The organism is Mycobacterium gastri (genome assembly GCF_002102175.1).
Classification (GTDB): Bacteria; Actinomycetota; Actinomycetes; order Mycobacteriales; family Mycobacteriaceae; genus Mycobacterium; species Mycobacterium gastri.
Map to the genome: position 1 here is coordinate 1 of NZ_LQOX01000120.1, position 19,325 is coordinate 19,325.

8 protein-coding genes are annotated in these 19,325 nt (G+C 65.4%); 2 read left to right on the forward strand and 6 right to left on the reverse strand.

Annotation, left to right across the window (positions count from 1 at the left end; translation table 11 throughout):
* Both AWC07_RS17770 and AWC07_RS17775 read right to left on the reverse strand, forming a co-directional pair.
* Positions 1-4,820 (reverse strand): non-ribosomal peptide synthetase (locus AWC07_RS17770; RefSeq protein ID WP_139829761.1); only part of this gene is annotated, 4,820 nt, incomplete at its 3' end.
* Positions 4,821-5,059: 239 nt separating this feature from the next.
* Positions 5,060-6,712 (reverse strand): (2,3-dihydroxybenzoyl)adenylate synthase, encoded by a 1,653-nt coding sequence (locus tag AWC07_RS17775; RefSeq protein ID WP_036413255.1) that lies wholly within the window; start codon positions 6,710-6,712, stop codon positions 5,060-5,062.
* Positions 6,713-6,907: 195 nt separating this feature from the next.
* Between AWC07_RS17775 and mbtG the strand changes: the two genes are divergently transcribed.
* The gene (gene mbtG, locus AWC07_RS17780) at positions 6,908-8,194 is read left to right on the forward strand and encodes an NADPH-dependent L-lysine N(6)-monooxygenase MbtG (protein ID WP_036413256.1); all 1,287 of its coding nucleotides are present in this window, start codon (positions 6,908-6,910) and stop codon (positions 8,192-8,194) included.
* A 92-nt stretch (positions 8,195-8,286) separates the two neighbouring features.
* On the opposite strand, the gene nbtC is transcribed toward mbtG, so the two are convergent.
* Genes nbtC through AWC07_RS17800 form a run of 4 tightly spaced genes read right to left on the reverse strand, consistent with a single transcriptional unit; the run spans position 8,287 to position 14,056 of the window.
* Positions 8,287-11,430, reverse strand: a complete 3,144-nt coding sequence (nbtC, locus tag AWC07_RS17785) for a nocobactin polyketide synthase NbtC (protein WP_051507992.1) — start codon at positions 11,428-11,430, stop codon at positions 8,287-8,289.
* The gene (locus AWC07_RS17790; RefSeq protein WP_051507993.1) at positions 11,381-12,718 is read right to left on the reverse strand and encodes a beta-ketoacyl [acyl carrier protein] synthase domain-containing protein; all 1,338 of its coding nucleotides are present in this window, start codon (positions 12,716-12,718) and stop codon (positions 11,381-11,383) included. The genes nbtC and AWC07_RS17790 overlap by 50 nt, the downstream gene beginning before the upstream one ends.
* Positions 12,700-13,458, reverse strand: a complete 759-nt coding sequence (locus tag AWC07_RS17795) for a thioesterase II family protein (RefSeq protein WP_036413260.1) — start codon at positions 13,456-13,458, stop codon at positions 12,700-12,702. The genes AWC07_RS17790 and AWC07_RS17795 overlap by 19 nt, the downstream gene beginning before the upstream one ends.
* Before the next feature lie 31 nt (positions 13,459-13,489).
* Positions 13,490-14,056, reverse strand: a complete 567-nt coding sequence (locus AWC07_RS17800) for a GNAT family N-acetyltransferase (protein ID WP_036413261.1) — start codon at positions 14,054-14,056, stop codon at positions 13,490-13,492.
* A 242-nt stretch (positions 14,057-14,298) separates the two neighbouring features.
* Here AWC07_RS17800 and AWC07_RS17805 point away from each other — a divergent pair, with 242 nt between their 5' ends.
* A complete protein-coding gene (locus tag AWC07_RS17805) occupies positions 14,299-19,320 on the forward strand; it encodes a non-ribosomal peptide synthetase (protein WP_036413265.1) in 5,022 nt (1,673 codons plus the stop codon).
* Positions 19,321-19,325 lie beyond the last annotated feature (5 nt).

Consider the following 19,325-nt stretch of genomic DNA (forward strand, 5'->3'; position numbering starts at 1 on the left):
CCGTGTCGAGCACCGCGGCGATGCGGGCGATGGCGGGCCGCTTCAACCGGCACATACACCCCGCCGGCCTTGACCACGGCCCACCACGTCACCACCAGCTCGGCACATCGGTCCATGGCCACGCCCACCGCGCGTTCGGGCCCCACCCCCGCCTCGATCAGCACCCGCGCCAACCGCGTCGATGACTCATCGAGCTGGCGATACGACACCTGCCGGGCACCGTCGATGATCGCCACCGCGTCCGGATCGGCCGCCACCGCCGCGGCCAACACCTGCGACACCACCCCCACCGGCGCCGCCACCCCGGCGCCAGAGAACCCCGCCACCACCAGCTCACGCTCACCGCCATCGAGCAACGACACCTCACCCACCACCACCGACCCATCCGCCACCACCGCCTCAAGCAGCCGCACGAAGCGGGTGACCAACCGTTCGATGGTGGTTCGGTCGAACAAATCCGTGGCATACGACACCGTCCCGGCAGCCATCGGGGCAGCCGGGTCGGCGGTTGGCACCTCACCCAGGTCGAAATGCAGATCGAACTTGGCGGTGCGGCTGACCACCGCCAGCTGCTCGACGCTGACCCCGTCGATCGCGACCACCTCGGGGCGCACATTGTTCTGGAAGGCCATGGCCACCTGGAACAGCGGATGATGCGCCCCGGAGCGCACCGGGTTGAGCCGCTCGACCAGCAGCTCGAATGGCACATCCTGGTTGCTGTAGGCGTTGAGCGCCTTCTGGCGCACCTGCTGGAGCACATCGCTGAACCGGTGCCGGGAGTTGACGCTCACCCGCGACACCCAGGTGTTGACGAAGAACCCGACCAGCTCGTCGAGCGCCTCGTCTAGCCGCCCGGCGATCGGCGCGCCCATCACAATGTCCTCACCGGCGCCGACCCGATGCAGCAACACCGCCAAGACCGCTTGCAACACCATCGAGACCGTCGCGTCATGCGTCGCCGCCAGCTCCTTGGCCCCCGCCCACACCTGCGGGTCGATGCGCAGCTGCACCGCATCACCGCGATAACTGGGCACCGGCGGGCGGGCCCGATCCGCCGGCAGCGACACCACCTCGGGCAGATCAGCCAACTCCTGCCGCCAGTAGGCCAACTGCCCAGCGATCACACTGTCCGGATCGGTCGCCGCCCCAAGCCAGTCCCGTTGCCACAGCGTGTAATCCACGTACTGCACCGTCAACGGCGCCCACTGTGGGGCCCGGCCCTGCCGTCGTGCCCGATAGGCCTGGCCCATGTCCCGGACCATCGGAGCCAGTGACCACCCATCACAGGCGATGTGGTGCACCACAATCCCCACCACATGCTGCTCAGGCCCCACCGAATAGATCTGCGCACGAATCGGGATCTCCGCCGACAAATCGAACCGATACCCTGCCAGCGCCACCAACTCGCCGGCCACATCCTGCTCCGGCAACGACATCACCGCCGCGCCCCCGCGCCGCCACATCCCCGCCCGGGCCGGCAACACCTCCTGGAACGGCACACCGTCAATGTCGGGAAATACGGTGCGCAGCGATTCATGGCGGGCGATGACATCATCGAGAGCCGCGCCCAGCGCCTCGACATCCAGCGCCCCCTTGATCCGAAATGCGGTGGGCATGTTGTAGGTCGCGGCGCCGCCTTCGAATTGGTTGAGGAACCACAACCGCTGCTGGGCATACGACAACGGGATCCGGTCCGGGCGCCGCACCGGCGCCACCGGGGGCCGGATGCGGCCGGTGCGCTGGCGGTGCAGGTGGTCGGCGAGGTCGGCGACGGTGGGGGCGTCGAAGATAGACCGCACCGGTACTTCGGTGTTCAGTGCCAGTTGCAGTCGGGTGCTTAGCCGGGTGGCGAGCAGGGAGTCTCCGCCGAGGGCGAAGAAGTCGTCGTCGAGGCCGGCGCGGTCGAGGCCCAGGACGTCGGCGAAGACGTCGGCGACGGTGTTTTCGGTCGGCGTCTGCGGTGGCCGGTATTGTGCGGCGGTGAACACTGGTGGGGGTAAGGCGTTTCGGTTGAGCTTGCCCGAGGAGGTCAGCGGGATCTTGTCGAGCGGCAGCACTTGAGTCGGGATCAGGTAGGCGGGCAATCGTGTGCTGAGCTGCTGGCGTATCGCGGTGGGGTCAAGGGAGGCTGAGCCGCTGATGTAGCCGATGAGGTGGGCGGTTCCGGTGGTGGTGTGGTGGATGGTGGCGGCGGCCTGGGTGACCTGCGGGCAGGCCAGTAGGGCGTTTTCGATGTCGCCGAGTTCGATGCGTTGGCCGCGTAGTTTGATTTGGGTGTCGGCGCGGCCCAGGCATTCCAGTGTTCCCTGGGGTGTCCAGCGCGCCAGGTCGCCGGTGCGATACAGCCGTGTTCCGGGCGCCCCCAAGGGGCCCCCGAAAGGATTTGCCACGAATCGTTGGGCGGTCAACTGCGGTTGGGCCGCGTAGCCGTGTGCCAGGGCGGGCCCGGTCAGATACAGTTCGCCGACCACGCCGATGGGGGCGGGGTGCAGTCGGGCGTCGAGCACCAGCGCGCACACCCCCGGGATCGGGGCGCCGATGGTGATGGGTTGTCCGGGTGAGAGCGGCGTGGTGCAGGTGGCCCAGATGGTGGCCTCGGTGGGGCCGTAGGCGTTGAACATGCGCCGCCCCGGGGCCCAGGCGGTGACCAACTCCGGCGGGCAAGCCTCCCCCTCGATGACCAGCGTGTCCACCCCGTCGAGAAGGGTCCGGTCCAGCGACGCCAGCACCGTCGGGGTCAATACCGCCGCGCTGACCTGCTGGTCGTGCAGCAAGCTGGTCAGCGCGTCGCCGGCATACACCTGCGGGGGTGCCACCACCATTGCCGCCGCCGATCCGGCCGCCCACAACAACTCAAAGACCGACGCGTCAAAGGTCGGGGCGGCCACCATCAGGATCCGCGCCTGGGCGCCTACTCCGAACAGCTCGCGTTGGGCCGCGGCCATCCCCAGCAGGCCGGCGTGGCCGACCGCCACTCCCTTGGGGGCGCCGGTGGAGCCGGAGGTGAAGATCACATAGGCGGTGTTGTCCACGCTCAGCGGCGAGCGCCGCTCAGCGTCGGTGATCGGGTCCGCGCGGCGATCCGAGAGGTCCAGCTCGTCGACGCGGATCACCGGGCGCGCCCCGGCCCCGGCCAGGCTGTGGGCGGCGCAGCTGAGCACACACACCGCGTCGGCCGTGTCGAGCACCGCGGCGATGCGCTCGACGGGATGGGCCGCATCCACCGGCACATACACCCCGCCGGCCTTGACCACGGCCCACCACGTCACCACCAGCTCGGCACACCGGTCCATGGCCACGCCCACCGCGCGTTCGGGCCCCACCCCCGCCTCGATCAGCACCCGCGCCAACCGCGTCGATGACTCATCGAGCTGGCGATACGACACCTGCCGGGCACCGTCGATGATCGCCACCGCGTCCGGATCGGCCGCCACCGCCGCGGCCAACACCTGCGACACCACCCCCACCGGCGCCGCCACCCCGGCGCCAGAGAACCCCGACACCACCAGCTCACGCTCACCGCCATCGAGCAACGACACCTCACCCACCACCACCGACCCATCCGCCACCAGTAGGCGATCACAGAGCGATTCCAGACGGGTTATGTGCCTGGCGATGTCGTCGGCGCTGTACCGATCCGGATTCCACGCGAACTGAATCCGCGGCGCGCCGTGACCCAGCCGCGGATAGAGGTTGACCGCAATGTCTTTTACGGGGCCGTTGGTCAAGACGTTGTACGTCGGTTCGGAAGACCCGAAACGAAACGGGGTGGCGAAATCGAGGATGTTGATGATCGGGCCGAAATCGAGGTTGTCGAGATGGGCTGCGTCGGCAATGAGGTCCGGCCAGCGCCGGAACTGCTGATGCCGCAGCGCACCGACCAAAGCCTTGGCGACCTGGTCGGTCAGCGCGCCAATCGTGTCGCCGTCGTCGACGCGGATGCGCAGCGGCACCATATTGGCCACCATGCCCGCAGCTCTTTTCAGCGCCGCGGTGGTGCGCGCCGAGACCGGCAGCGACATCGAGACGTTCTGGCGTCCTGTGGTTTTCGCGATGAAAATCGCCATTGTCGCGATAACCCTTGCGACATCGAGCTGGTGGTTCTCCGAGAGATGCCGGCACACCAGCTCACGCATCTGCGGGTGGCGCGGCCCCGCTGACCTGCCGCCCCCGCCCAGGTCGGCGACGTCCGCGGGGCGATCCACGATGGTCTGCCAATACTCGGCATCAGCATCACTGCGCGCAGATTGTTGATACTTCTGATCTGCCTCACGGATCAGGGCAAATTCTGAGAAGTCGACTTCGATGGCGGTCGCGGCCGATCCCGAGTAGGCGGCCGCGATGTGTCGGATGAAATTGTTGGCGCCATACCCGTCGAAGAGCACGTGGTGCGCACGCAAGTAGAAGTACGACAGATTGTCGGTGATCCACAGCAGCGCAATGTCGGTCAGTCGGTCACGGACCAGGTCAATTGGCCGGTAGCAATTGTTGTTCATCCAGCTGTGAGCAGCGGCGACCGGGTCAGATTCGGCGCGCAGATCGATGCAACGCAGGGAGCGCAGGCTTTGCGGGAGCGAGCGGTCGACCATGAAGACCGGTTCGCCGTCCACGAGGGACAGCCGCGCGCATTGTGTGCCGAACCGCGCTGCCGCCGATTCACATGCAGCCGTGAGCTTCTCGACGTCGACATGGTGATCGATGGCGAGAAAACCGGCGATCGCGTAAGGGACTTCGGGCTGCAATTGTTGGACGGCCCACATGGACCGCTGGCCGGCCGCTAACGGTCCCAGGATGTCGGGTTGCGCGCCGTAGTTGAGCATAAAATTCCAAAACCCCCTTTGACCGGCAAGCCGGTGTCCGGCTTGCCGGCATGCAACATGGCAACCTCCACTGTTGTTGTCCGCCGGCGGCCGCGGGTAGAGACCTCCTGCCCCATGTGCAGTGGCCTTAGGTCCCTACCGCTGGGGGTATATAAGGTGGGCTCCCGCCCACCGGCGCCGGTGGGGCGACGTCTGCGACCCATCAACCGGTCCACTGTGCATGCCGCGGCCCGATGGCCTTAGCGGGGCGAAACTTTTTGGGCGTCGGCGACCTGCCGGGCAATAGCCTTCTTGTCGATCTTGCCCACGGGCGTTTTCGGTAACGACGGCATTGCCACCAGCAGGTCGGGGCGGGCGTGCGTCGCCACGCCGCATTCGTCGAGATAGCGGTTGAGTTCCGCCAGCGTCAGCGTAGGTCCGGCGAAAACGACTGCAAGGCAGATCTTTTCGCCCAAATCCGGGTCAGGCAGCGGGACGGCCGCGGCCGACCAGACCGCGGGATGGCTTAGCAGCCGTTCTTCGAGAGCTTGGGCCGAAATGGTCTCACCGCACCGGCAGATGACGTCCTTGACCCGGCCGGTGACTACCAGGTAGCCGTCCTCGCGGAGGCGGACCAGGTCGCCGCTTCGATAGAAACCATCGGAATCGAAGCATCGCAGGTTGTCTTGCTCAGCGCGGAAGTATCCGTTGATCGTGTATGGCCCCCGCGCCAGTAGTTCACCTTCATCACCGGGCGCCACCGATTCGCCGTCGCCATTGACGATGCGCAGTTCGTCGGCATCCGACAGCGGCCGCCCCTGGCTGTGTTCTACCACTTCGGGCGGATCGTCGAGGCGAGTGAAATTTAGCAGCCCCTCAGCCATTCCGAATACCTGCTGCAATCCGGGGGTCAGCGCGGCCCGTATCCGGGCCGCATCCTCGGGCTCTAGCTTGGACCCGCCCACTTGCAGGAGCCGCAGGGTCTTTGGCGTCACCGGTTCCCATTGGCAGGCCTGCGCCCAAAGTTTGGCCAGGGCCGGCACTGTCGCGGTGACGGTCACGCCGTGCCGATCGATCGTGGGGAACGCGACCTCCGGGCTAGGGTCGGCGCTGAAAACGACGGTAGCCCCGACGGTCATCGCGCCGAGGATGCCGGGGCACGCCAGTGGGAAGTTGTGCGCAGCCGGCAGCGACACGAGGTAAACGTCGTCATTCGTCAGCTGACACAGCTGCGCGCTCGCGGTGGCGTTGTAGACGTAGTCGTCGTGTGTGCGGGGGACCAGCTTCGGCATGCCCGTGGTGCCGCCCGACACGAGCAGTAACGCGGGGCCGGCGGTGTCGACCGCAATTTCGGGCGGTGCGCCGCTGGGCAGCGCTGACCACGGCAGGAAGGGACCGGCGTCACCGTCGACGACAACGTGGCGCAATTGCGGATACGCGGCAACAAGCTGTTCGGCCATTGCTCGGTAATCGAAGCCGTCCGCGGCGTCGGCGACCACCACCCCGACCGCGCCGCTGACCTGGGCGAAATGACTAAGTTCTGCCAGCCGGTGTCCGGGCAGGCACATCACCGGAACAGCCCCGGCGCGCAGCAGGCCGAAGAGAGCGACGGCGAAACGGCACGAGTTCGGCAGCTGCAACAGCAGTCGCTCACCCGGAGCGATCCCGAGCGAGGCGAACCCGCCGGCGGTTCGGTTGACCAGATCGTCCAGCTCGGAGTAGGTATGGCTGCTCACCGCATCCAGCACGGCCACCCGGTCGGGCCATCTGATCGCGGCCTGTCGCAGCAGGGAATCGACAGTGCGGCCGGTCCAGTAGCCGCCCGCACGGTAGGCGGCCGCACGCTCCGGCGAAAAAGCAACGAAGCCGTCCCGCGACGCCGATTGCAGCGGCTGGGTAGGGGATCCAGGCATGGCGCGACTTCCTTGGGGGCGAACGTGTCCAACGCCGCGGACATGAGGTAGCGTACATGAAGTTAGGGCAGCCTGAGCTAAGCAGCGGAGGTGGGGTGTGGGCCGCGCACCGAAAGCAGGCGTGCTGACGAACCGGGACGGCGACCCCCATAACCTGAAGTTTCCCCCCAATCTTTCGCGGATGGCGGCTACCTCATGAGCGGCACGCTGGCGATCGTCGGGGCCGGCGCGAAGGCCGTCGCCGTGGCCGCGAAGGCGGCGGTGCTGTGCGAGATGGGCGTCGACGTGTGCGACGTCGTTGCCGTCGAACGCGCCGGCGTTGCGGCCAACTGGCGGCAGGGCGGCGGCTGGACCGACGGCAGGCAGCGGCTGGGCACCAGCCCGGAGAAAGATGTTGGCTTCCCGTACCGGTCGGCGCTGGCGCCGGGACGCAACGCCGAACTCGACGAGCAGATGATGCGCCTTAGCTGGCAGTCGTATCTGGTCGCAACGGACCAATTCGTCGGATGGATCGACCGGGGCAGGCCGGCGCCAACTCACGAAACGTGGGCCGGCTATCTGCGCTGGGTTGCCGACGTGGTGGGGTTGAAAGTCGTTCGGGGCGAAGTGGTTCAGCTCTCGCTCGAGGCGCCGAACTGGGTTCTCCACACTCGTGAGTCGAGCCTGTCCGCAGACGCGGTCATGATCACCGGCCCGGGTCAGCCCGAGCGTTCGATGCTTTCCGGTTCTCCGCGAGTGTTGTCGATCGCGCAGTTCTGGCAGCGCGCCGCGCGCCACGACCGAATTGTTGCCGACAATGTTGCGGTCATCGGCGGCGGCGAGACTGCTGCCTCGATTCTCAACGAGCTGTTCCATCATCGGGTTTCGGCGATCACGGCCATCTCACCGCAAGCGACCCTGTTCACCAGGGGGGAAGGTTTCTTCGAGAACTCGCTGTTTTCCGACCCCACGGGCTGGCACCGCCTCACGCAAGACGAACGGCGCGACTGCATTGCCCGCACCGACCGCGGCGTCTTTTCGGCCCGGGTCCAAGAGTCGCTACTGGCCGACGAGAGAATCAAGCACCTGCGCGGGCGCGTTGCGCGCGTCGTCGCGCGTGACGGCCGAATCTGGATCACGCTGTGCAACGACAATTGCGGAGAACCAGTCGAGACGCTTCACCGCTTCGACCTCGTCATCGACGGATCCGGAGCTGATCCGCTGTGGTTCGTGCCACTATTGAGCCCGGCTGCTGTTGACTTGCTCGAGCTGGGGGTGGGTGGGCCCTTGACCGGCGAGCGGCTGGAAGAATCCATCGGGCAAGACTTGGCCGTCGCCGGGGTCACCCCGAAGCTCTTCCTGCCCAACCTGTCCGGTATCAATGAGGGCCCGGGATTTCCCAACTTGAGTTGCCTGGGGTTACTTTCGGATCGGATCCTCGGCGCCGAGAGAGGCGTGACCGAGCCCCCGATGGGTAGAAGCGATGCGTACCAATCTGTTTGACGACGCCAGCCCCTATGTCCCCTATGTCCCCTATGTCGTAGCCAACGACCACTGAGGCGATTGCCACCTACTGGACCGGCCGCGACTGTCGGTCATGGCCGGCGTGCGGAAACGGCTACTGGGCTCAGCTGTGCCAGAACGTCGGCAACGGATGCCCCGCCGAGGAGTTCCGACACCTCGAGATCGTGATCGAACTCGGACTTCACGCGGCGGCGTAACTCTAACGCCTGCAACGAATCCAGGCCGATGGCCACCATCGGCACGCTAGTGTCGATCGCTTCGGGCCGCTCCACGCCGATGGCCTCGGCCAGCAGACTGACCAACCGTCGTGGCAGCTCCGCCCCCTCAACGGCTGCCGGAGCCTTGACCACGGTTGACCTGACGGCGCGGGAGGTCAGCTGTGAGATCAACGGGCCGTAGCCGAACACATCCAGTACTGAGCGGGCGCGTTCGAAATCGAACGCCGCAACGATCGAGTTGCGGTGAAACGCGTTCATTCCCAAGGCGATTGCATCAGCCGGAGCCATTGGGAGAACTCCGATGGCGGCCAGCTGCGCCATGCTGCCGGCATCCAGATCGAAGTGGACGGTCCATTGGCCCCACTGCACCGAAACGCAGTCCAAACCCTCGGCCCGAAGCCGGTGCGCCATGGCGTCGAGCATGCGATTGGCCGCCGCGTAGACGACTTGTCCGCGACCGCCGATCGTTGCCCTGGCCGAAGAGCATAGAACTACGCGACAGTCGTTGGCCCTGGGAAACATTCGCAGGACATGCGAGATGCCGACCACCTTGGCGCGCAACGCGTTGTCGACCTGCTGCGCAGTGATGTCCGTGAATTCGACAGGAGAATACTCGACGGCGGCATGGATTATCAGATCCGCGGGCCACTCCTGGTTGTCCGCGGCCAGTCGCGCGACCTCGGCTTCGACACCCACGTCACACTTGGCGGCACGGATTTGTGTCGTTGTGGCCAAACGTGTCTGCCGCAGCCGATCTGCGACCGCGGCGGTTTCGCCCGATCTGCTTACCAGAGTGATGCGACGCGCACCACGGCGCGCGAAGTGCTCGCAGAATTCTAAGCCGAGGTGACCCGTACCACCGATAATCAGCACGTGTTCATAGGCGGTGCCATCGGTTCCGGGCTCCGGGCTTTCGACTGCAACGATTCGTTTGGCGTACAGGCCGCCATTGCGGAGGGCCAGCTCCGGCTCGTCCTTGGTGTGCAGCGCCGAGAGGATCGCTGATGCCGCATCTGGTGTCTGGACTTCCCCCGGGAGGTCGAGGTGGCGAAATCCCACACCGGGATAGTCGGCGCCAACGCTACGAAATCCGGCGCTGATTGCCGCGTGCACCGGATCCGGCGGTGCATCGCCGGCGGCCACTGCCTCACCGCCGAACGTGACCAGCCAGCAATCTGCTAAAGCACCATCTATGCCCGGCCACCAGCCGCGATCTGAAAAGAATGCCGCGACCGCGGCTGCGGCGGCGCAGTCGTCTAATCTCGGCGATCTCGGAATCAGTATGACCAGTGTGTCGATACCGCCTTCGTCACACCAGTTTTCGGCATCGATCACCCGAGCCGTCGCTGCGGCCTCGTCGGCCGCTACCCGTACGGCATTCGCCAAGTCCACGCAGGCTCCGGTGTGGTCAACGATTCCAATGGCCCGCGGTGCTGTGAGCGAGCGCTGGGAAAGGCGAACCCATTCCTCGACGAGACGGCGTGCGGGTGCGGTTTCCGCGACGGGGGTGCGAGACGACGTCGCCGCAGTGGCCACGGCCGTGACCTCGGCTGTGCGACGGGCGCGTCGGGGCAAGACCTCGTCATACGGCAACCACAGCCGGGTCTCGTTCATCCTGGTATTGGGAAAATCGGCTAGCGGCAGCTGGACTGGACCGGATCCGGTGCGCAGCGACTCCCATGAGTAGTCCAAGTCGTGGACCGCCAATTGGGCGAGGTTTCCGGTGAACGCGTCGAGATCGGCGGCGGTTCGCTCGGATGTGCCGACGGTGATGGCCGGGCACACATCCGGAATTCGGGCGAGGTTGTCTTGAATCGCCGACTGCAGCATCGGGTGTTCGGCCAATTCCACGAACGTGTCGATGCCGCGTTCGGCGGCGGCCGCGATTGCCTTGTCGAATCGAACCGGGTTGCGCAGGTTCCAGAACCAATATTCGTCAACCGGCAGGTCCGGTGTCAGGGGGCTGCCGAGAGTGGCGCCAAGGCAGTCGATGTCCGTCTCGAGGAACTTGGAATTTCGCAGTTGGCGCCGCATGGTCGCCCGTAACGGGGAAGCGAGCTCGTTGATCATGCTGGTGTGGGCTGGATATCGCACGCCGATCACTCGCGCGAACACGCCACGTTCCATCAGCGTATCCACTATGTCCTGCACGGTTTCCCGATCACCGGAGATACCCACCATGCGTGGCGAATTGATGACCGAGAGCTGCGCCCAACCGCTGCGGTGCGCGATCAGGTCCTCACAGGTGTCGCGGTCGCAGGCAACGATCGCCATGGCATAGTCGCCGGAGACGAACTCGTCGGCCGCGCGTGCGCGGATCCCGATCACGCAGACGGCGTCAGACAACGTGATGACGCCCGATACGTAGGCGGCGGCGATCTCGCCCTGGCTGTGCCCGATGGTGACACCGGGTGCTATGCCGAATGATCGCCAGGCGGCGGCCAGCCCGGCCATGTGGCAAAACAACGCGGGCTGGACGGTTGTCGCGCAATTGTCGGCCTGAACCTGTTGGTCGAGAAGGTAATTCAGCGGAGACTCGCCGAGTTGTGCCTGGCAGGTCTCGGCGCAGCGATCCACCTCGGCACGGAACGCGGGGACCGCTTCGTAGAAAAGCCGCCCCATGCCCGGTCGCTGCCCGCCCTGGCCGGGAAAGACATAAGCGCGCCGCCGCGTGCTGGCGGGCGTTTCGGTGCGAACCACCGATGGATGTTCGCGCCTATCGAATACCGCTTGCAGCGCACTGACCAATTCGTCGCGGTTGGTCACCATGGCCAGGGCTCGGTGCCGGCGGGCGATCCGCGTCCGAAACAGCATTCCGGCGATCCGGTCGGGTGCAACTTCGCGATGGGTTGCTATGTAAGAAAGGAGGGCTGCGGCCTCATCGCGGAGGAGGTCAGGGGTATCCGCTGAGAGAAGGACGGGAATAGTGCCGTTGGGAAGACGATAGCTAGGAATCACTGTGCTCCCTGGCGGGCATGGCGATGATTGCGTGGGCATTGGCGCCGCCGGCACCGAATGACGACACCGCACCGTAGCGAACGCCTTCTTTGGGTTCCCACTCGTGCAGTTTGGTGGCCAGTCGCAGGCCCGTCATGTCCCAGTCGACCGTCTTAGTCGGGTTGTCCGAGAACAGGGTTGGCGGGATTCGACCGTGCTGCCCCGCGAGGAGCAGTTTGATCAGTCCGAGGATCCCCGATGCGGCCTGGGCATGTCCGGCGTTGGACTTTATCGAGCCCATGAGGGCTTCTGATCTCGCTGCGCCATAGGTCTTGAACAACGCGATCAACTCCACCGGATCACCGGCAGGCGTCGCGGTGCCGTGCCCCTCGATCATCCCGACGTCGGCCGGGTCGATTCCCGCCGCGTCGAACGTTTTTCGGATGACCTGCTCCTGGGCGCGCACCCGCGGAATGAGTATCGGCTTGCCTTTGCCGTTGTGGTTGGTGCGGATCGCCAGGATGCGCCCGTAGATCGAGTGTCCCAGTCGACGGGCTCGTGACTCGCGTTCGACGAGCACCATTCCCGCGCCCTCACCCCAAACGGTTCCGCTGGCGTCGTCAGAGTAGGCGCGGCAATGCCCGTCATCGGAAAGCGCGTTGAGCCTTGCGAACTCGTAGAAAGCCCCCGGCGACCCCATCACACACACCGCGCCGGCAAGCGCCCATTCGCACTCGTCTTCCCGGACCGCCGTGGCAGCCAGATGCAGCGCGGTCAATGACGATGCACATGCTGTATCGAGGCTGATCGAGGGACCAGTCAGGCCAAGGCAGTGCGAGATCCGGCCGGCAGCTCCCAGCTGCCCCAACGCGGCGATCCGGTGTCCGCTGTAAGCATCGGCCACCGCCGCACGTGGGCCGTACTCCATCGGCGACATGCCGACAAAACAACCGGCATCTGCGCCATCGAGTGTTCCCGGGTTTATCCCGGAATTCTCCAGCGCCTTCCACGCCACCCGCAGCGCAACCCGCTGCTGAGGATGCATCACGATGGCCTCGCGATGGGTGACGCCGAAGAAGGGCGGGTCGAATGTGGTTGCGCCGTGCAAGAATCCGCCCGCGTCGCAAACTGGCCCCCAGCCGTCTAGCTCGGACACCGACAGAAGGTCGTCGATTGGCCAGCCGCGATCGCGTGGAAAGGGGCCGATCAGCTCTTTTCCTTCGGCAAGTGCCGACCATAGGGCGCCCGGGCCTTCGATTCCGCCAGGCGCTTCGACCGCCATCCCCGAGATGACGATCGGGTCAGTTGCCGGCGTGAATTGGTTGCTGCTCACAGTGTCCACTCGCATTGCGTGCTCGACGCCAACAACTTTGCGACGGCGTCAATGTGGGTTCTCAAGTAGAAATGCCCACCATCGAACATCGTGACGCTGACCGTCTCGGTGTGCTTACCCCACCCGTAGAGGTCACGAAGCGCTATGTATGGGTCCTGATCACCGCCCATCGCCTGAATGGGCGTCGCGACCTTGACGTCTTCGGCGCAGGAGTACGTATCGAAGGCTTTGTAGTCGGCTTTGAGCACCGGAAGTGCCAGCCTCATGAGTTCGCGGTTCGCGAACACATCCGAGTCGGTGCCCTCAAGCGCCGCCAGATGGTTGAGAATCGACTCGTCGTCCTTGGGGTGTGGTGGTTTGGCCGCGACGTGACAAGGCGCAACCGCCGCCGACGCATGGAGGTGCTGCACAACAATTCCAGCGGCTTCGGCGAGCCGGACGAACTCGAACGCGACTAACGCCCCCATGCTGTGTCCGAATGTGACGATCGGAATGTCGCGATTGTGGTCCGATGTGGAAAAGTCGCCGAATGCTCCCGCAGCGATTTCGGGCAGCGATTCCAACGGGGCCTGCCCCGCTCGGTCCTGTCTTCCCGGGTACTGGAAAACAATGACATTGAACGTTGGGCTGAGGATTTTGGAGAATTCGCGGTAGGCCGATGCACCGGCTCCTGCGTGCGGAAAGACCAGCAGCGGAAGGCTGTTGGACGACTCCGGCCGGTGGAACTGCCTGATCCAGCCCAGTGCGCGCGGCATGCCTAAACCCCTCTGCGGTTTGCGGCTTGGCTCATAGCGCATCCCGGTCGCAGACCATGAGGGCGGCTCGCTTGTCCGGCAGGTTCATGTCGGCAATGCGGCGGAACCCGGCGTGCTCGAGTGCCCGGATCATCCGCACGTTGTCGACGTCGGGCTCGGCGACCACCCGGGCGGCGTGCGGATCGGCACCCAGCTGCCATGTCGAGACCGCGCGCAGCAGGTCGACGGCCAGCCGTCGGCCGCGGTACTCGGCCGGACCCAGCAACATGTGTACGCCGGCATCGTGCTGCCGGGCAGGGTAATGCTGGGCGAGCGGGTCGAGGTCGGCACGGTAGAGCTCCCAGTAACTCATCGCAACACCGTTGAGCAGGCCCAGGTACGGCTCGGAGTGCGCGCTGCGATGCTGTCGGCGCAGATATGCCGCGATGTGGACCCGTGGCCACGGCTTCCGCCAGAAGCGCGCCACCTCCGGGTCGTTCATCCAGGAGTGCACCACGTCAAGGTCGTGGTCGGGCTCTAGTGGACGCAGCGAGAACTCGCCGGAGAAGACCTCGTGATCCAGTACCGCGCGGCATTGCCGCAGGTCGAGCGTGTTCACACGCGTTCCTCCCGTTGCCGCGACGGCCGCAGCAGCCAACCAACTTAGCGAAGGCTAACATAAGCCACTGGGCTGTCGGATGGCGCTGGCAAAAGTGGTGTCATCGCAGTTCAGCCCGACCGCACGTGGGGTTGGAGGGTTCGGTTGATGCATCGCGCGCCGTTCGGTTCCAGCCCCGGCGGTCCGGGAGCTAACGCGCTCGGACCGATCCGGCGAACTGACTATTAGGGGTGAAACGGGCCGTGGCAGATGATGTCAAGACCTTGCAGGAACGTCGCCGGGAACTCCTGCGCAGGCGTATCGCTGAAGGCGGTATGGCGACCGCGAACAAAGCGGCCGCATCCGTGTGCGCGGGAGAACGCTACCGCCTATCGGCCGGCCAGCGCCGGATGTGGTTCCTGCAGGCGATGGACGCACGTGACGTCACGTTGAACATCTGTGTTGCCTATCGACTCACAGGCGCCTTGGACGAGGCAGGCTTGCGGGCCGCATTGAGCGCCGTTGTCGAGCGCCATTCCATTTTGCGCACCGTCTACGGAGTGGACTCGGAAGGGGAGCCGTATCAAGTGTTTTCCGACGGCGCCGAAGTGAGTTGGCGAACCGACGACATTACCCATCTCCCCGCCGACGAACGTGAGCCGCACATCGAGACCCTGGCACGAGAAGAGTTCGGGCGGCCATTCGATCTCACGAGCGAGTGGCCTCTGCGCGCAACCCTTATCCGCTCGGGTACCGACGAATTTGTGCTGCTCCTTGTCGTGCATCACATCTGTTGGGACGACGGCTGCTGGGCCATTTTCCTGGGGGAGCTGAGCGCCGCTTATAACGGGCGGCAACTTGGCGGCTCGGCGCCACAGTACGTGGCAGTCGAGGTGCTCGAGACCTCGGCGGAACCCAGCATCGCGGATATCGGCTACTGGGCGGACACTTTGCGGCCGTCACCCGAGCCGCTGCAGCTTCCCGGAGTAGCCGCTGTACGTCCGTCCAGGCTCGCCGAACGCCGAACTCAGGCCTTGCCAGCCGATCTGTTCGGCCGTGTCGAGGACTTCGCCCAAAAACGGTCAGCCTCACCATTTATGGTATTGCTGGCGGCCTTCGGCGCGCTGATTCGCCGCTATACCGGCTCTTCGGATTTCCTGATTTCCGTGCCGGTCACCGAGCGCAGGGCGACGGCTGAGCGTGCCATCGGATATTTCGGTAACACGTTGTTGCTGCGCATCGTCGCGCGACCCGATGACACGTTCACCACCCTGGTCGACGCGGTGCGCGAAACCTGTCTCAACGGCTTCGCCCACCAGTGCGTCGGCATCGATCGAGTGGTCCGCGAAGTCAACCCGGAGCGCATGGGGCACGACGGCATGGACCAGTTGGTCCGGCTCGGTTTCAGTATGCGCACGAGCGCCAGCGGATTCGGGCTGGCCGGCGTCGCGGTGCGACAACTCGAACTCGGGGCCGTGACTGCCCATCTTCCCCTTGCCTTAGCGGTCGTGCTCGACCCGGACGGCGTGTGGGTCGAGTTCGAATACCAGATCGACGTTTTGGGCTCTGCGCTCGTCGGTCAGATGCTGGCCCACTACCTGCAGCTACTGGCCAGCGCGCTGGACGAGCCCCAACGTCGCGTCACCGGTGTGGACATGCTCGGCGCTGCCGAGCGGGAGGCCGTCCTGACGAAATCGCACGGCGAACTGGTAGCCACGCCGGCGACCACCATGGTGGCGGTGCTCGATGCCGCCGCAGCCGCCACTCCCGAAGCGATCGCCCTGGCTTCCGACGAAGCCGAGCTGACCTATGCCCAACTACACCGCCGCGCAAACCGGCTGGCTCGCTGGCTGGTCGCACAGGGGTTTGGTGCTGAAGACCTCATCGGTCTGCGCATGACCACGTCGATCGAGTTCGTCGTCGCGATGCTGGCCGTATTGAAAACCGGTGCGGCCTACGTTCCCATCGACCCGACCTATCCGGACGAGCGCATCGAATACCTCGTTGCCGACGCATCCCCCCGAACGGTTTTCGGGTGGCAGGAACTCGCCGCCGCCGAACGGGCCGCCGCACAGCTGCCGGACGTCACTCTCACCGACGCCGACCGGCTGCATCCCGTGCTTCCCGACCACTTGGCTTACGTCATCTACACTTCCGGCTCCACCGGGCGCCCCAAAGGCGTGGCGGTCTCTCATCGCGCCATCGCCGAGCACGTGGACGGCTTCGTCGCCGAGTGGAATGTGACCGCCGGCGACCGGTGGCTGCAGTCGTCGTCGGTCAGCTTCGATGCTTCGCTGGCGGAGATCTTCAGCACGTTGTCGCTTGGCGCACAGCTGATCGTCCCCAAGCCTCAGGCCTTCACCGACCTCGGTTACCTTGCCGAGCTGATCAGTCGCCGCGGCGTCACTGTGCTGCATATGGTGCCGTCGATGCTCAGCACCCTGCTGATGGGGCCGCAAGTCAGCGAATGGCGGGGGTTGCGACACGTTCCAGTGGGCGGGGAAGCGCTTCCCGGTGAATTAGCCGACAAATTCGCCGGCTACTTCGACGCGGAATTGCGCAATCACTACGGCCCCACCGAGGCCGTCGTCTGTTCGACCCATGCGCTGGTCGAGGGATCGCAGGGGGCCCGGGTCGTGCCTATCGGTGTGCCGAACCGCAACGTCTACGCCTACGTGCTCGACGAAGAGTTACAACCGGTGCCCGCGGAGGTGATCGGCGAGCTGTATCTGGGTGGTGTTCAGTTGGCACGCGGGTATCTGGGAGCTCCCGCGTTGACCGCGCAGCGGTTCGTCGCAGACCCGTTCAATCCTGGCATGCGGCTATATCGATCGGGAGATCTGGTTCGCCGCAATATGTCTGGCGAGCTGGAGATCGTCGGCCGAGCTGACGAGCAAGTCAAGATTCGCGGATTCCGTATCGAGCTTGGCGAGGTCGAATCGGTGATCGCGACCCATCCAGCGGTGCGGCATTGTCTGGTCGTCGCGGCAGACGCCGAGGCCGGCCCGACGCTTGTCGCGTACCTGGTGTCTGCATCCGAAACATCTTCGGCTCAGCCAGATCTCGACGAGATACGCGCACATGCCGCATCCTTGCTGCCGGAATACATGGTGCCCAGTGCGTTTGCGGTGATTCCCGAGATTCCGCTGACCGTGAGCGGCAAATTGGACAAGCGGGCACTGCCCGCACCAACCCCGATCTCGGCGCGCCGCTACCGCGAGCCGGCCACTGTCACCGAGCGCAGGATCTGCTCGATCTTCGCCCGGCTGTTCGGATGGGAGCGAGTCGGCGCAGAGGACTCCTTCTTCGGCCTGGGCGGCCATTCCCTGTTGGCGGCTCGGCTGGTCGCGCAGATCCGCGCCGAATTCGGGATAGAGCTGACCGTCCGCGCGGTGTTCGATAGCCCAACCCCGGCCGGGCTGGCCGCCCAGCTCGTCCAACGATTCCACGCCGAATTCGAGATCGATCTCGACGCGCTGGCGGCCGAGGGAACTTTCGATGATGCCATGTCGGAACCGATAGCTGCTCGTCCAGAACTGGTCGGCTCGCAGCGTCCGGAACGGCCCCCATTGTCCTACTCCCAGCTGGCCGCGTGGTTTCAATACCGGATCGAAGGTGCGCAAGACGGTTTCAACATGCCACTATCGCTTCGATTCGAAGGTCCGCTGGATGTCGGCGCCCTCACCAAGGCGCTCAACGACGTCGTGGCACGGCACGAGGCGCTACGGACGAATTTCGGCGAGCACCAAGGTGTTCCGTATCAAATCGTGCATCCGAGCCTGGAATTGGAGCTGCCGGTCCGGCGGACTGACTCCGAGAACCTCAACCAGGTGGTGGCGCAGTTGCGCCGGCACGTGTTTATGCCGGAATCTGGGCCGCTGATCAAGGCCACCCTGTTGGCGCTGGGGCCGGATACCCACGTGCTGCTGTTGATCGTGCACCACATCGTCAGTGATCACGCGTCGCTCGGCATTGTCTGTGACGACCTGATCGACGCCTATCGCGCCCGGGTGGAGGGGAGTGCGCCCAGGTGGCCCGCGCTGCCCATTCAGTTCGCGGATTACGCGCGGTGGCAAAGAAGCGCACTTGACTCTGAATGGGGCCGGGCGCAGCTGTCGTATTGGCGCGACGCATTGGCCGGCTTGCCCGACGAGATTTCAATCGCTGCCGACCACCCGCGCCCACCGGCCCTCGGCAAGCGTGGGACAGTGGCGAGTTTCACTGTTTCCCCGGCGCGCCGGGCCGCCCTCACGCAGCTGGCCGAGGCGGCTGGCGCTACCGAATTCATGGTGTATCAAGCCGTCCTCGCGGTACTACTGCACAAGCTCGGTGGTGGCACGGATATCGCGCTGGGCAGCCCGGTAGCGTCCCGGCTGGAGACGACCACCGCGAATCTGGTTGGGCTGTTCGCCAACGTGGTGGTGCTGCGCAACGACTTGTCCGGCGACCCAAGCCCGCGCGCCATGATCGCGCGCAGCCGCGAGACGGTGATCGATGCGTTCGCACATCAGGAACTGCCCATCGAGCGTCTGGTCGAGGCGCTCAATCCGCCACGCTCTCTGTCGCGAAACCCGCTGTTTCAGAACATGATCCACTTCCGCGGCAAGGATTGGGCGCTGACCCCGCGCGATCTCACGCCGAGCGGTCAAACGACGGTTGTTCCAGTTGCCATGGACTTCGATGTCTCATTGCTGGACCTGGATGTGGGCATGACCGTGACGCCGCATGGCGAACTGGACGTACGGGTGGTCGCCAATGCCGATCTGTACGAACCGGCAACTGTTGCGCTGATCGCCGAGGCGCTGAACACCGCACTGGATGGGTTTGCGTCGACGCCGGACCGTCCGATATCGACGCTGGAGCTGCTGTCCGCGGCTGAGTTGGCGAAGCTGCTTGCTCGGCCGGCCCCAACGATCTCCTCGGCCCGCGAACCGGCCACGGGCGGCTCGGTGGAAACCGAGCGGGTCCTGATCGCCTTGCTGGAGGAGTTGCTCGACATCACCGGCGTGGACCGCGATGACAACTTCTTCGCTCTTGGCGGTGACAGCATCATTTCGATCAAATGGTCGGCGCAGGCCACCGCGCAGGGTCTGCCGTTCACCCCGGCGATGGTGTTCGAGCACATGACGATCGCCGAGCTGGCCGCAGCCCTCGACACGGCCGCCGAGCAGGCGGGGGCCGAAACCGAGTCGCCGCCGGAACAGGGATCCTCGCCGATGAGTGCGTCGGGGCTCAGCGCCGACGCGTTGGCCAAGCTCACCGCATCCTGGCTCAGCGAGTCGTGAAGGCA

Coding starts and splice junctions, on each gene's coding strand:
- AWC07_RS17775 (WP_036413255.1), bottom strand. CDS start 6,712: ATGCCTGGATCCCCTACCCAGCCGCTGCAATCGGCGTCGCGGGACGGC.
- mbtG (WP_036413256.1), top strand. CDS start 6,908: ATGAGCGGCACGCTGGCGATCGTCGGGGCCGGCGCGAAGGCCGTCGCC.
- nbtC (WP_051507992.1), bottom strand. CDS start 11,430: ATGCCCACGCAATCATCGCCATGCCCGCCAGGGAGCACAGTGATTCCT.
- AWC07_RS17790 (WP_051507993.1), bottom strand. CDS start 12,718: ATGCGAGTGGACACTGTGAGCAGCAACCAATTCACGCCGGCAACTGAC.
- AWC07_RS17795 (WP_036413260.1), bottom strand. CDS start 13,458: ATGCCGCGCGCACTGGGCTGGATCAGGCAGTTCCACCGGCCGGAGTCG.